Here is a 14667-nt window from a genome sequence, read left to right as displayed (position 1 = left end):
TTCATTGACGACTCTCGTGTTAAAGTTATGCGCAGATTCTTGATAATAACGAGATAGGATATTCCCCCAATGATTAAAAAATGTCTGTTCCCTGCTGCAGGCTATGGCACTCGCTTCTTACCGGCAACGAAATCTATGCCAAAAGAGATGATGCCAGTCGTGAATAAACCGCTTATTGAATACGGCGTAGAAGAAGCAATTCAAGCTGGTATGAACGGCATGTGTATTGTGACAGGTCGTGGCAAACACTCTATCATGGACCACTTTGATAAGAACTACGAACTAGAACACCAGATTAGCGGTACCAATAAAGAAGAGCTATTGGTAGATATCCGTGAAATCATTGAATCTGCAAACTTCACTTACATCCGTCAACGCGAGATGAAAGGCTTAGGCCACGCGATTCTGACCGGGCGTGAACTGGTGGGTGACGAACCATTTGCCGTCGTTCTTGCTGATGACCTTTGTGTCAACGAAGAAGAAGGCGTGCTAGCTCAAATGGTGGCGCTATTTAAACAGTTTCGTTGTTCTATCGTTGCCGTACAAGAAGTCCCAGAAGATGAGACTCACAAATACGGCGTTATCTCTGGTGAAATGATCAAAGATGACATCTACCGCGTAGACGACATGGTAGAAAAACCTGAGAAAGGCACGGCACCAAGCAACCTTGCGATCATTGGTCGCTACATTCTGACCCCTGATATTTTCGAACTGATTGAAAACACAGAGCCAGGTAAAGGTGGTGAAATTCAAATCACTGACGCGCTGCTTAAACAAGCAAAAGCGGGCTGTGTCTTGGCTTACAAATTCAAAGGCAAACGCTTTGACTGTGGTAGTGTTGAAGGTTACATCGAAGCAACCAACTACTGTTTTGAAAACCTGTATCTAAAAGATGAAAAAGCTTCAGAGTTAGGTAAACACGCAACACAAAAAGCGGTATAAAGCATCGTCGTAGTACGAAATTATTGTTTCTAAAGCCCAGCATTATGTTGGGCTTTTATTTTTACTGTTTTTTTATCCAGTAATTTTCTTTGCACATTTCTCACACTATGTAATACTTGCCCCACTTGGTTATACATAGAGCAAAAACGATGGATAAAATAGAAGTTCGCGGTGCCCGAACCCATAACCTCAAAGACATTAATCTTACAATCCCTCGCGATAAACTGATTGTCATTACTGGACTAAGTGGCTCCGGTAAATCCTCTCTCGCTTTCGATACATTGTATGCAGAAGGCCAACGACGCTACGTAGAGTCTCTCTCTGCCTACGCTCGTCAGTTTTTGTCTCTGATGGAAAAACCCGATGTCGACCATATTGAAGGGTTATCACCCGCGATTTCTATTGAACAGAAGTCTACTTCTCATAACCCGCGTTCAACCGTCGGTACAATTACCGAAGTCTACGACTACTTGCGTCTGTTGTATGCTCGTGTAGGCGAACCACGCTGTCCAACGCACCATGCCCCTCTTGCCGCACAAACCATCAGTCAAATGGTGGACAAAGTTTTGGAGATGCCAGAAGGCAGCAAAATGATGCTGTTGGCCCCTATTGTCAAAGAGCGTAAAGGTGAGCATGTTAAAACGCTTGAGAACCTGGCGGCTCAGGGCTTTATTCGTGCGCGTATTGATGGAGAGACATGCGATCTATCTGATCCTCCAACGCTAGAGCTACATAAAAAGCACACCATTGAAGTCGTGGTAGACCGCTTTAAAGTTCGTCCAGACCTGCAACAGCGCTTAGCAGAATCTTTTGAGACAACGCTCGAATTATCAGGCGGAATTGCGGTTGTCGCGCCAATGGGTGGCGACGGTGAAGAGATTATTTTCTCCGCCAACTTCGCTTGTCCACAATGTGGTTACAGCATGCAAGAGTTAGAGCCGCGACTTTTCTCATTCAACAACCCTGCTGGTGCGTGTGGCACTTGTGATGGTTTGGGTGTGCAGCAATACTTCGATCCAAGCCGAGTAATTCAAGATGATTCATTAAGCTTGGCACAAGGTGCGATTCGCGGTTGGGATCAAAAGAACTACTACTACTTCCAAATGCTCACGTCATTGGCTGATCATTATGGTTTTGATCTCCATGCCCCTTTTAATTCTCTGCCAAAGAAAACGCAAGATGTCATTCTAAAGGGCTCAGGTCGTACTGAGATTGAGTTTAAATACATCAACGATCGTGGCGATATTCGCGTTAAGCGCCATCCATTCGAAGGTATTCTGAATACACTAGAACGTCGCTATCGTGATACAGAATCCAACTCTGTCCGTGAAGAGCTTGCGAAATACATCTCCACTAAATCTTGTTCAAGCTGTGGTGGTACTCGTCTTCGCCTTGAAGCACGTAACGTGTTTATTGCTGATACGACACTGCCTGAGATTGTTGAACTCAGCATTGCTGATGCATTGGAATTCTTCCATTCCTTGAAACTGGAGGGTCAACGCGCCCAAATCGCTGAAAAAGTGATGAAGGAAATCAACGATCGCCTGCAGTTCTTGGTTAACGTTGGTTTGAACTATCTGAACCTGTCTCGCAGCGCCGAAACGCTCTCTGGTGGTGAAGCTCAACGTATTCGCTTAGCCAGCCAAATTGGTGCGGGTCTTGTTGGTGTGATGTATGTTCTGGACGAACCTTCGATTGGTCTCCACCAGCGAGATAATGAACGCTTATTAAAAACGCTTACTCATTTGCGCGATTTGGGGAATACCGTACTCGTGGTAGAACACGATGAAGATGCTATTCGCTGTGCGGATCATGTCATAGATATCGGTCCTGGCGCTGGCGTACACGGTGGTAATGTTGTCGCGGAAGGCACCATGGAAGAGATAATCGCAAACCCGAATTCTCTGACAGGTCAGTACTTAAGTGGCGTTAAAGAAATAGCAGTACCGAAAGATCGCACGCCGCGTGATCCGAAAAAAACGGTTGAGCTCTTAGGCGCAACAGGTAATAACCTTAAGAACGTTAATCTCTCTATTCCTGTTGGGTTATTCAGCTGTATTACAGGCGTATCTGGTTCAGGTAAATCAACGCTGATTAATGATACTTTCTTTAAAATTGCCCACACCCAACTCAACGGAGCAACAACGGCTCAGCCTTCACCTTATAAGTCGATTAGAGGTTTAGAGCACTTCGATAAAGTTATCGATATCGATCAAAGCCCAATAGGTCGTACACCTCGCTCCAACCCTGCTACTTATACGGGGATCTTTACCCCAATCCGTGAACTGTTTGCAGGCACACAAGAGTCGCGTTCTCGCGGTTACAAGCCTGGACGTTTTAGCTTTAACGTACGCGGTGGTCGTTGTGAGGCCTGTCAGGGTGATGGTGTCATTAAAGTTGAAATGCATTTCCTACCAGACGTTTATGTGCCATGTGATGTATGTAAAGGTAAGCGCTACAACCGTGAAACACTTGAAGTTCGTTACAAAGGCAAAACCATTGATGAAGTGCTAGAAATGACAGTCGAAGACGCCCGAACGTTCTTTGAACCCGTACCTGCTATAGCACGTAAGCTACAGACTCTAATGGATGTTGGCTTGTCTTACATTCGCCTAGGTCAAGCGGCAACGACACTCTCCGGTGGTGAAGCACAGCGTGTGAAACTAGCGAGAGAGCTATCCAAGCGTGATACGGGAAAAACCTTGTACATTTTGGATGAACCAACAACCGGCCTGCACTTCCATGATATCCAGCAGTTGCTCACTGTATTGCACAGACTTCGCGACCACGGAAATACTGTCGTGGTGATCGAGCATAACCTAGATGTCATTAAGACTGCGGACTGGATTATCGATCTAGGGCCTGAAGGGGGACAGGGTGGCGGCGAGATAATCGCTCAAGGCACACCTGAAGATGTGTCGCAAATCGAGGGTTCGCACACAGCTCACTTCCTTAAGCCTATGTTGAAGTAGAAAAAACAGGTAAAGTACCGAGACCAGCAAGTGCTGGTCTTTTTTCATTCAAAACAACGCAATAACTATGGCTACTATACATGTAAGTGGAACAAAGCTTTCTCCCGAAAAAGTACAGGTTCCCCTCAATCGCAAGTTTCTCATTGCCTTGGCAACACTATTTGTGTTGGCAATGCACTTTTTCATGCCCAACCCCGGCGGTTCAGGACTTTCACTTTCCTTCAATGCGACAACTTGGATTGCTTTTAGCTTTGCATTAGGCATTGGGTGCTACCAACTCGCGAATAATCGAGCGCTACGTTACTCAAAATTAACCATCGGCTTGTTCATTAGTGCTCTTATCATGACGGTGCCCATTCTGTACCCAAATGCGAATAGCAGTTTGGCAGCCAACAAGCTCATTGGTCTGTGGTGTGGCGTCCTGTTTTTTATTGTCTTACAACAATTTCATTTCAGTAATAAACATCGCCAACGCCTGTTATGGTTCATTGTCCTTGCGGTTGTTATCGAAGCCATTTTTGGTCTGACACAATATCTGTATCTCAAACCAGGCAATCCGTTTGGCTACGACACGATGGCCAATCGTCCTTATGGTATTTTCCAACAGCCTAATGTAATGGCCAGTTTTCTTGCGACAGGATTGGTGATTGCCAGCTATTTACTTGCACGTCAGCCCTACAAATACGACCGTAAGTTAAGCGATGTTTATCTTCTCTATGCCGTGCCAGTTTTAACCTTACCACTAATTGTGGCGTTGGCTTCACGCACTGGTTGGTTAGCCTCGGTCATCGCCGTTTTGTTGGTCATCCCATACATGTATCGCTTTGCGACCAAAGGGCGCTTTATCCGCTGGGTTACGTCGCTTGTCACTGGGCTCGCACTCTCAGTCGTTGTCATGTATCTTGCCTTTCCTGATGGAAGTGGGTTAGCCGCAGAAAAAGTAAACATGGAGTCTCCTCGAGCGTATACTTTTCCGCAAACATTAGACATGGTGATTGAAAAGCCTTTTACTGGCTATGGATATGGCAAGTTTGAATCTGAGTACATGCTGTATACGGCTCGTCAACATGCCCTAAATGAGAATTACCCAGCTGGTTTGCCAGCCATGGATCATCCGCATAACGAGCTACTTTACTGGGGAGTAGAAGGTGGTTTGCTGCCAATACTCGGCATCTTCTTAGCGATGGCACTGGTACTGTATCGAATCTATCAAGCCAAACGCGGAACTCGTCTTGCGTTGCTGGCCTTGTTTATACCTATCGTATTGCACTCACAACTGGAATACCCTTTCTACCACTCTCTCGTACATTGGTTGATCTTCGTTATCCTGCTGTACTGGGTCGATCAGCGCGTCTCTCGTTATCGACAAGTCGGCTTTAGTAATGTGACCAAAAGCTTGCTGCGAGTCTTTAGTTTGGTACTTCCCGTTACGTTTACGTTTTACATGGTAAGCGCATTGCATACGAACTATGTATTGACGAAGTTTGAGACCACTAGGCCAACTAACCCTGATATTCTGAATCAAGTCAGTAACCCTGTAGTTTGGAAAGACAGGTTTGATTGGGATGTCTATAGCACGTTTTTAAACATTGGGCTGTACCAACAAGACGCAACCTTGATTCAGCCTTATATCGATTGGTCGCTAAAAATCATCAAAGATAAGCCTCGCCCTGCATTTTATAATAATTTGATTTTGGCCTACCAAGGCTTAGATGACTCAAGTAAAGCGGAGCAAATCAGAGCTGAAGCGCAGTTTTTGTTCCCGAAGATTGATTTCAGTGACGTCAATTACCGACCACCTTCTCAAGCAATCTCTGCCTCACCAGCACCCACTTCAGGTGCAGAGTAATAAGTACAAAAAAGCGAAGGGATGACCTTCGCTTTTCTTTATCTCATTGCGGTATAGCTTTATTCAGTGAGTGACTCTTCTAACGCTTTTAAGCACAGTGCAACGTTTTCAGGTCGAGCGCCGTAACCCATTAAGCCAATACGCCACGCTTTACCAGCTAATGCCCCGAGGCCTGCACCAATTTCTAGGTTATAGGTTTCTAGCAAGTGAGCACGAACTTTTGCTTCATCAATTCCTTCAGGCACGTAAATCGCATTTAATTGCGGCAAACGATGGGCTTCGTCCACAACAAATTCAAAGCCTAACTTTTGTAGGCCATTTTTGAGTTTTTCATGCATCAGTTGGTGACGAGCCCAAGCGTTTTCTAATCCTTCATTTTTCAGTATCAGTAAAGCTTCATGAAGCGCATACAAGCTATTAACTGGCGCCGTATGATGGTAACTACGCTTGCCTTCTCCACTCCAATACCCCAAAACTAAACTCTGATCGAGGAACCAACTCTGTACTGGTGTTGTTCTTGCTTGAATCTTTTCAATCGCGGCAGGAGAAAACGTCACTGGTGAGAGCCCTGGTACACATGACAAACATTTTTGACTGCCAGAGTAAACCGCATCCAGTTGCCATTCATCCACTTTTAACGGCACACCACCAAGTGACGTCACCGCATCAACAATAGATAATGCATTATGCTGTTTCGCCAGCTTACCCAATGCTTGAGCATCACTGACTGCACCAGTTGAGGTTTCCGCATGCACAAAAGCAAGAATTTTTGTATCTGGGTGCTGTTCGAGTGCTTGCTCGACTTTATTAATGGAAACAGGCGTCCCCCATTCATCATCGACGATAACAACTTCACCACCAGCACGGACGACATTTTCGCGCATGCGTTCACCAAATACACCGTTACGGCAGACGATCACTTTATCGCCTTTCTCGATCAAGTTTACAAAGCAGGTTTCCATCCCTGCACTACCTGGCGCTGAAACCGCAATAGTGAACTCATTGTCAGTTTGAAAGGCATACTTCAATAGCTGCTTGAGCTCATCCATCATACCGATAAACAGAGGATCAAGGTGACCTACCGTAGGACGGCTTAGTGCTTGTAACACTTGAGGATAAATATCAGAAGGACCAGGTCCCATTAAAATACGGTGAGGCGGAATAAAGCTTTGGATCGACATGTCAGCTCCTTGATTATCTTTTATCCTGAGCATTCTAAAAGTTCTATTCAATAACATGGCTCAGGTGTAGGGTTCTTCACCCTAATAGATTTTTCCTCTATCAGCAATTAGCCGTAAGTATGGAGGTCAAACCAGTGTCACAAAATCGTTAATAAAAAACACCATAAAGGTTGAAATATTGATTGACATTAAGGCCTCAAAACCGTTCAATGTTTGAGCTTTATGTAGAAGAGGAGCGCTACCCAGGTAGATGATTTGTGGAACCGCAATTCCAACACCAATCATTGAGGGGGAGTAGTGCCGAGGTAAGTCAAAGTTGCAGGATTTGACTTGTCGGTTGAATTGGGCTGAATCCCATCAACTGTCATCAGCGCAGTCTGATGAAGGGCTTCTGAGGGTAAATTTTTCAAATAGCATTCTAAATACCTCTCTTTTTGCTCTGTTCCTTTTCTCACTAAACATTGGATGTACAATTTTTTAGGAAGTCGTGGGAGAACGCAGTGAGCGCATTTAACGTAGCTAAATTCGGTGGAACCAGTGTTGCTAACTTTGAGGCAATGAGTCGTTGCGCCACCATTATCGAAAACAATCCAAATACTCGACTGGTCGTGAGCAGCGCTTGCTCTGGCGTCACCAACCTATTGGTAGAACTCGCCAACGGTGTTCAGGATCAAACGCACCGTACTGAGCTGCTGCAAAATCTGGCCAACATTCATGACGCCATTTTAACTCAGCTCGAAGACAGCACGAAAACTGCTGCCGAGGTGTATGGCATATTAGATACCGTAACCAGCCTGGCCGAGGCTGCATCTATCCAAGCTAGTGCGAAGTTAACCGATCATTTAGTCGCATGTGGCGAACTCATGTCGACGCATATTCTAACTCAGTTAATGTGTGAGCGAGGCATTCAAGCTGTGCGCTTTGATATCCGCGATGTGCTGCGTACTGATGACAACTTTGGTCGCGCGGAGCCAAACATTGAAGCAATTTCGACGCTTGCGCAAGATAAACTCGTACCACTTTGCCAACAATCCGTTGTTGTTACTCAAGGCTTCATAGGATCTGACGAAGCCGGTAATACAACAACACTAGGTCGAGGAGGCAGCGATTACAGCGCCGCCTTAATTGCTGAGAGCGTCAAAGCGGCAGGGTTAGAAATATGGACTGATGTTCCGGGCATCTACACAACAGACCCGCGAATTGCGCCAAAAGCCTCACCAATTCCCGAGATCAGCTTTAGTGAAGCTTCAGAAATGGCTAACTTTGGCGCTAAAATCCTTCACCCTTCTACGCTAGTACCCGCATTGCGCCACGACATTCCGGTATTTGTAGGGTCATCGAAAGAGCCAGAAAAAGGGGGAACTTGGATTCGCCACCAAGTCGAAAGCTCACCGTTGTTCCGTGCGCTAGCTTTGCGTTGTAACCAAACCATGGTAACGCTACGCAGCGCCAACATGTTCCACGCATACGGCTTCTTAGCAAAGGTCTTTGAGATCCTTGCAAAGCATAAGATCTCGGTCGATTTGATCACGACATCTGAAATCAGTGTATCGTTAACACTTGATCAAACCGATACATCCGGCGGCGCGCCGCAGCTGCCGCAAGCTGTACGAGAAGAGTTAGAAGAGTTATGTAAGGTAGAAGTTGAACATGACCTATGCCTCGTTGCTCTCATTGGTAACAACATGAGTGAGAGTAAAGGCTACGCGAAACAGGTTTTTGGCACGCTAGAAGACTTTAACCTACGCATGATTTGTTATGGCGCTAGCCCTCACAACTTATGCTTCTTGCTCCATGAATCGGTATCGAAACAAGCCATACAAAAACTCCACACCGAGTTGTTTGAGAAGTAAGTTCAACTCAATAAAACAAAGGGCTGCGTATCTGCAGCCCTTTGTTGTTTAAATAGTTGTTACATTTGAACGAGGTAAACATCAATTTAACCGTTAATGTTTGGCCCTAACCATTTTTCAGCCTCGATCCTATCCCACCCTTTGCGATCGGCGTAGCTCTCTAGCTGATCTTCTTGGATCTGTGCGATCGCAAAGTAACGTGAGTCAGGATGAGAGAAATACCAACCAGAGACTGACGCGCCCGGATACATTGCATAGCTGGAGGTTAGAGTCATGCCAATATTCTCTTCCACATTAAGTAGCTCCCAAAGCGGTCCTTTTTCAGTATGCTCAGGGCACGCTGGATAACCCGGCGCAGGGCGAATACCTTGGTATTTTTCACGAATGAGATCATTGTTAGATAAATCTTCATCCGCAGCATAACCCCAAATTTCTTTACGGACACGCTCATGCAAATACTCAGCAAACGCTTCGGCTAGGCGATCCGCCACCGCTTGAATCATAATTGCGTTGTAATCATCTCCCTGTGCTTTGTATTCATCAGCAAGCTCTCGTTCACCAATACCACCAGTGACAGCAAATGCCCCTATCCAATCATGTTTACCCGACTCTTTAGGTGCGATGTAGTCAGACAAACAATAGTTGAACCCTTTTGGTTTCTCAGTCTGTTGACGCAAGTTACGCAGTACTTTCACAACGTCGGTACGAGTTTCATCAGCATAAACTTCAATGTCGTCCCCCACGCTCGCAGCAGGGAATAAGCCACACATTCCACGCGCTTTTAACAGGCCTTCTCGCTCAACTCGGTCAAGTAACTCGTTGGCATCTTCGAATAAACGTTTTGCTTCTTCACCGACTTCTTCATGTTGGAAAATTGTTGGATACTTACCTACAAGTGACCAAGTCATAAAGAATGGTGTCCAATCAATGTATTGACGTAACGTGGCAACATCAAAATCATCGAAGATATGAATACCAGGCTTAACAGGCACTGGAGGGGTGTAAGTTTCCCAATCGATCGCAACTTTATTCGCTCGAGCCGCTTCTAATGTCACTGGTTTGGTTCTCGGTTTCTTTCGATTATGTTGATCACGTACTCGTTCGTAATCAGCTTCAAGTTTTTCAACAAATTCAGGGCGACGTTCATCTGACAATAGAGAAGTACATACGCCCACTGCACGTGAGGCGTTATTCACGTAAACAACTGGATGCTTGTAATTTTGCTCAATCTTTACTGCTGTATGGGCTTTTGACGTTGTTGCGCCACCGATGAGAAGAGGTAAGTTAAAGTCGAGACGCTCCATTTCTTTTGCAACATGCACCATTTCGTCTAATGAAGGCGTGATCAACCCTGACAAACCAATAATATCGACGTTCTCTTCTTGCGCTACTTTTAAGATCTTTTCGCAAGGAACCATGACACCAAGATCGATAATTTCGTAGTTATTGCACTGCAATACAACGCCAACGATATTTTTCCCGATATCGTGTACATCACCTTTGACCGTCGCTAGCAAGATCTTACCGTTTGTTTGTCCCACCTGCTTTTCTGCATTGATGTAGGGCTCGAGATGCGCTACTGCTTGCTTCATCACTCGGGCAGATTTTACGACCTGAGGAAGGAACATTTTACCTTCACCAAACAAGTCTCCGACGACGTTCATCCCATCCATGAGTGGGCCTTCAATCACCTCTAATGGCTTTGAAGCGTTGACACGAGCCTCTTCGGTATCATCAACGATAAACTCGGTTATTCCTTTCACTAGCGCGTGCTCTAAACGCTTTTCAACAGGCCAAGTTCGCCATTCAAGTGCAGAGGCATCCTCCTCTTTACCGACTCCTTTGCCTGCATATTCCGCCGCAATATCTAACAACCTCTCAGTGGCATCATCACGACGGTTAAGAACGACATCTTCCACAGCCTCACGCAGTGTTTCAGGCACGTTGTCATAGATTTCTAACTGACCCGCATTCACAATCCCCATATCCATGCCATTCTTAAAGCAGTGGTAGAGGAATACGGCATGAATCGCTTCACGCACATAGTTATTCCCTCGGAAAGAAAATGAGACGTTAGAAACACCACCCGAGATCATCGCGTGTGGTAAATCACGTTTGATATCGCCAACGGCTTCAATGAAATCCACCGCGTAGTTATTATGCTCCTCGATACCCGTAGCAATGGCAAAAATGTTTGGGTCAAATATGATGTCTTCTGGTGGAAAGCCCACTTCATCAACGAGAATTCGGTAAGCGTTGGTACAAATTTCCACTTTGCGCTCACGTGTATCTGCTTGCCCTATCTCATCAAACGCCATCACAATCACAGCCGCACCGTAACGGCGGATCAACTTAGCTTGTTCAACGAATTTCTCTTTGCCTTCTTTGAGAGAGATCGAGTTAACAATGCCTTTGCCTTGGATGCACTTAAGACCGGCTTCAATAACCTCCCACTTGGAAGAGTCAACCATGATTGGTACTTTTGAGATTTCAGGTTCTGACGCACAAAGGTTTAAAAAGCGAACCATACAAGCTTGTGCATCCAACATGCCTTCATCCATGTTGATATCGATAATTTGAGCGCCATTTTCAACTTGTTGACGAGCCACATCGAGCGCTTCATCGTACAGCTCTTCTTTAATCAAGCGTTTAAAACGCGCAGAACCGGTTACATTAGTACGCTCACCGACATTGATAAATAAAGAGTCTTTATCAATCGCGAGCGGCTCTAAGCCAGACAAGCGACAAGCAACGGGAAGATCAGGTAATTTACGAGGGGCGATATTTTCAACCGCGAGTGCCATTTGGCGAATGTGCTCAGGAGTTGTACCACAACACCCACCAATTAAGTTTAAAAAGCCACTTTGAGCCCACTCTTTAACATGCTTAGCCATATCTTCTGGCGACAAATCGTATTCGCCGAATGCATTCGGAAGCCCAGCATTTGGGTGAGCGGAAACAAAAGATTCTGATATACGCGAGAGCTCTTCAACATAAGGACGAAGCTCATCTGGGCCCAGCGCACAGTTCAAACCAAACGAAATCGGTTTAACATGACGTAATGAGTTGTAAAACGCTTCTGTGGTTTGACCGGATAATGTCCGACCGGAAGCATCGGTAATAGTCCCCGAGATCATCACAGGTAACTCAATACCCATCTCTTCAAACACACTTTCAACAGCAAATGAACAAGCCTTAGCGTTAAGAGTATCGAAGATGGTCTCGATAAGAATAAGATCAGAACCACCTTTAATCAGCGCTCGAGTCGATTCAGAGTAAGCCTCAACTAACTCGTCGAAAGAAACATTTCGATATCCGGGGTCATTTACATCAGGAGAAATAGAACAAGTTCGGTTTGTCGGCCCTAAAACCCCTGCGACATAACGTGGTTTATCGGGTGTTTTTGCGGTCCATTCGTCTGCAACTTCACGTGCAAGCTTGGCAGCTGCAAAGTTAATTTCTTCACTTAGGCTTTCCATCTCGTAGTCAGCCATCGCAATGGTTGTTGCGTTAAACGTGTTGGTTTCGAGAATATCTGCACCCGCTTCTAAATATGCAGCGTGAATTTCCTTGATAAGTTGAGGCTGACTTAGAACCAACAGGTCGTTGTTACCTTTTAGATCACAATGCCAATCCGCAAAGCGCGTTCCTCGATAGTCTTGCTCTTCAAGTTTGTATCCCTGAATCATGGTTCCCATACCGCCATCAATCAAAAGAATACGTTGCTTCAATTGAGCTTCAATCTGTTGTCTTACGTTACTTCCCACAGTACAGCCTCATTCCTTTAGTTATCTTTCCATCCTATCACACAAACTTAAGGAGTCTAGACGTCTAAACGTGGAATTAATGATTATTTTATCTCCTTCTTAACTTACAAAATAATCGCGAAAAAATGTTTGCTATTTAAGCAGCATCAGTCGAGAATCCCATTCATAAAATGTTACAAATAGAGAGCTCTATGTCGGTCTATCATACTTTATGTTTTCTATCCGCAGCTGCAATGCTAATCGCTTTTGTAAACAGCAAGATAGGAAAGATGCAAACCACCATTGCGATTACCGCAGGTTCAATGGTGCTTTCACTTCTAATCTTAATTGCGGGCCAAAACAACTGGTTCCATCTCACCGAAATTGCGACGGAGACGGTCACAAGGATCAACTTTGAAGATTTCTTGCTCAAGGGCATTCTTGGCTTCTTACTATTTGCGGGTGGATTAGGCATCAAACTCCCGAACCTTAAAGATCAAAAGTGGGAGATCACTGTTTTAGCCCTTGGAGCCACCCTGTTTTCCACTTTCTTTATCGGGTTTGCGCTCTACGGATTCTGTCAGTTAATTGGCATCCAATTTGATTTAGTCTACTGCTTACTTTTCGGTGCACTTATATCGCCAACTGACCCAATCGCTGTACTGGCTATAGTTAAAAAGCTCGATGCTCCCAAACGTATCTCCACCCAGATTGAAGGAGAGTCGCTCTTCAATGACGGCTTCGGTTTGGTTATCTTTGTCACTCTATTTACGATTGCATTTGGTACTGAGGCACCAACTGTAGGTAGTGTCACCTTACTCTTCATCCAAGAAGCTATCGGTGGTATCACTTATGGTTTCGTACTCGGTTTGCTATTCCACTACTTAATCAGTGCCACCGACGATCACTCAATGGAATTGTTACTTACCATTGGTGTCCCAACGGCAGGTTACGCATTTGCTGAATACATCCATGTATCAGGCCCACTCGCGATGGTTGTATCCGGTATTATGATTGGCAACTGGACACGCTTTATTGGCTTTTCAAAAGAGAGTGAAGATCACCTTGACCATTTTTGGGAGCTTGTTGATGAGTTTTTGAATGGCGTGTTATTCCTACTGATCGGTATGTCAATGCTGCTATTTGAATTCCACAAAGAAGACTGGATCATGATGGCTATATCAGTCCCTCTTGTACTAGCAGCTCGCTATCTAAGCGTATTTCTCTCGTACATTGGCTTTAAACGTTACAGAAAATATAATCCATGGTCAGTGCGTATTTTGACGTGGGGCGGTTTACGCGGAGGCCTGGCACTAGCGATGGCACTTTCTATTCCATCAGGTATTTGGGTGATTCAAGATAAGTTAATCGATGTAAAAGAGATTATTCTTGTAATGACCTACTCCGTCGTTGTTTTCTCTATCCTCATTCAAGGCTCAACAATCACCCCAATGATTGAAAAAGCAAAAGATGAAGAGAAGAAAATGGAAGAGAACAACCAAGCAATAACCACTCCAGAGCATACGGAGCCAGTGGACTCTTAAAGGCACGTAACTTAATAGATGAAAAAGCAGCTATCTAGCTGCTTTTTCATATCTAATCTTCGGACTCCCCTTCAAGAACAAAACGCTTGTTACTCTTTGATATACAGTTAAATATCCGAATAATCGTCACGCTACGGTTTCATAGATACTAACTATTGCCGATAGATAGTATCCATAGAGGGAGTCTTTTAGTTTAAGCATTTTCATCATCACTTCTCTTCCCTTGGCAATATAGGCTCCCTAAACTTCTACAACACTTAACAATGAGCGACTTTGTATTTGTATAGAGAAAGAAGCATTGAGGATGATTGCGAGCTCACTCCCCCAAACGGACTAGAAATCACACAGAACTGCGCATCAACTCGTTCATGAAAGGGCCTAGAAATCATAAAAAGAAAGGAGTATATCTCTCGATACAAGATTTCAATATGATGGAAATGAGGGTTAAGGGATGCCGGGTAACCAAAACGAAAAAAGCCCCAGTCTTTCGACTGAGGCTTAATATAAGTGGCGGAGTGGACGGGACTCGAACCCGCGACCCCCGGCGTGACAGGCCGGTATTCTAACCAACTGAACTACC

The 14667-nt window shown here is 45.0% G+C and carries 7 protein-coding genes and 1 riboswitch; of the genes, 5 read left to right on the top strand and 2 right to left on the bottom strand.

The annotated features are described in order from the left end of the window. Window positions 1–69 precede the first annotated feature (69 nt). From galU to ACWYVB_RS19145, 3 genes are all read left to right on the top strand, one after another. Entirely contained in the window at window positions 70–942 is an 873-nt protein-coding gene (galU, locus tag ACWYVB_RS19155) for a UTP--glucose-1-phosphate uridylyltransferase GalU (protein ID WP_005397418.1), read from the top strand. A gap of 149 nt (window positions 943–1091) precedes the next feature. Next, a complete protein-coding gene (gene uvrA, locus ACWYVB_RS19150) occupies window positions 1092–3914 on the top strand; it encodes an excinuclease ABC subunit UvrA (RefSeq protein WP_457529791.1) in 2823 nt (940 codons plus the stop codon). Between the two features lie 67 nt (window positions 3915–3981). Continuing rightward, window positions 3982–5763, top strand: a complete 1782-nt coding sequence (locus tag ACWYVB_RS19145; protein WP_395356221.1) for a PglL family O-oligosaccharyltransferase — start codon at window positions 3982–3984, stop codon at window positions 5761–5763. A gap of 59 nt (window positions 5764–5822) precedes the next feature. On the opposite strand, the gene ACWYVB_RS19140 is transcribed toward ACWYVB_RS19145, so the two are convergent. Next, the gene (locus tag ACWYVB_RS19140; protein WP_074191831.1) at window positions 5823–6944 is read right to left on the bottom strand and encodes a pyridoxal-phosphate-dependent aminotransferase family protein; all 1122 of its coding nucleotides are present in this window, start codon (window positions 6942–6944) and stop codon (window positions 5823–5825) included. Window positions 6945–7164: 220 nt separating this feature from the next. Continuing rightward, window positions 7165–7343, top strand: a riboswitch (Lysine riboswitch). 101 nt (window positions 7344–7444) lie between these two features. On the opposite strand from ACWYVB_RS19140, the gene lysC reads away from it, so the two are divergent. Continuing rightward, window positions 7445–8797, top strand: coding sequence for a lysine-sensitive aspartokinase 3 (gene lysC, locus ACWYVB_RS19135; RefSeq protein WP_042523508.1), 1353 nt, complete (start codon window positions 7445–7447; stop codon window positions 8795–8797). 86 nt (window positions 8798–8883) lie between these two features. Here the strand turns inward: lysC and metH are convergent, their stop codons facing one another. Continuing rightward, on the bottom strand, window positions 8884–12564 hold the full coding sequence (gene metH, locus ACWYVB_RS19130; protein ID WP_457529788.1) for a methionine synthase: 3681 nt from the start codon (window positions 12562–12564) through the stop codon (window positions 8884–8886). 191 nt (window positions 12565–12755) lie between these two features. Between metH and ACWYVB_RS19125 the strand changes: the two genes are divergently transcribed. Next, window positions 12756–14087, top strand: a complete 1332-nt coding sequence (locus ACWYVB_RS19125; RefSeq protein ID WP_041852885.1) for a cation:proton antiporter — start codon at window positions 12756–12758, stop codon at window positions 14085–14087. Window positions 14088–14667 lie beyond the last annotated feature (580 nt).

The organism is Vibrio sp. JZG10 (assembly GCF_054064075.1).
Note: the sequence above shows the minus strand (reverse complement) of the source record. Positions and strands in the feature narration are given on the sequence as shown.

What these genes read in the sequence shown, in the direction of transcription:
- galU (WP_005397418.1), top strand. Translation starts at nt 70, where the DNA reads ATGATTAAAAAATGTCTGTTCCCTGCTGCAGGCTATGGCACTCGCTTC.
- uvrA (WP_457529791.1), top strand. Translation starts at nt 1,092, where the DNA reads ATGGATAAAATAGAAGTTCGCGGTGCCCGAACCCATAACCTCAAAGAC.
- ACWYVB_RS19145 (WP_395356221.1), top strand. Translation starts at nt 3,982, where the DNA reads ATGGCTACTATACATGTAAGTGGAACAAAGCTTTCTCCCGAAAAAGTA.
- ACWYVB_RS19140 (WP_074191831.1), bottom strand. Translation starts at nt 6,944, where the DNA reads ATGTCGATCCAAAGCTTTATTCCGCCTCACCGTATTTTAATGGGACCT.
- ACWYVB_RS19125 (WP_041852885.1), top strand. Translation starts at nt 12,756, where the DNA reads ATGTCGGTCTATCATACTTTATGTTTTCTATCCGCAGCTGCAATGCTA.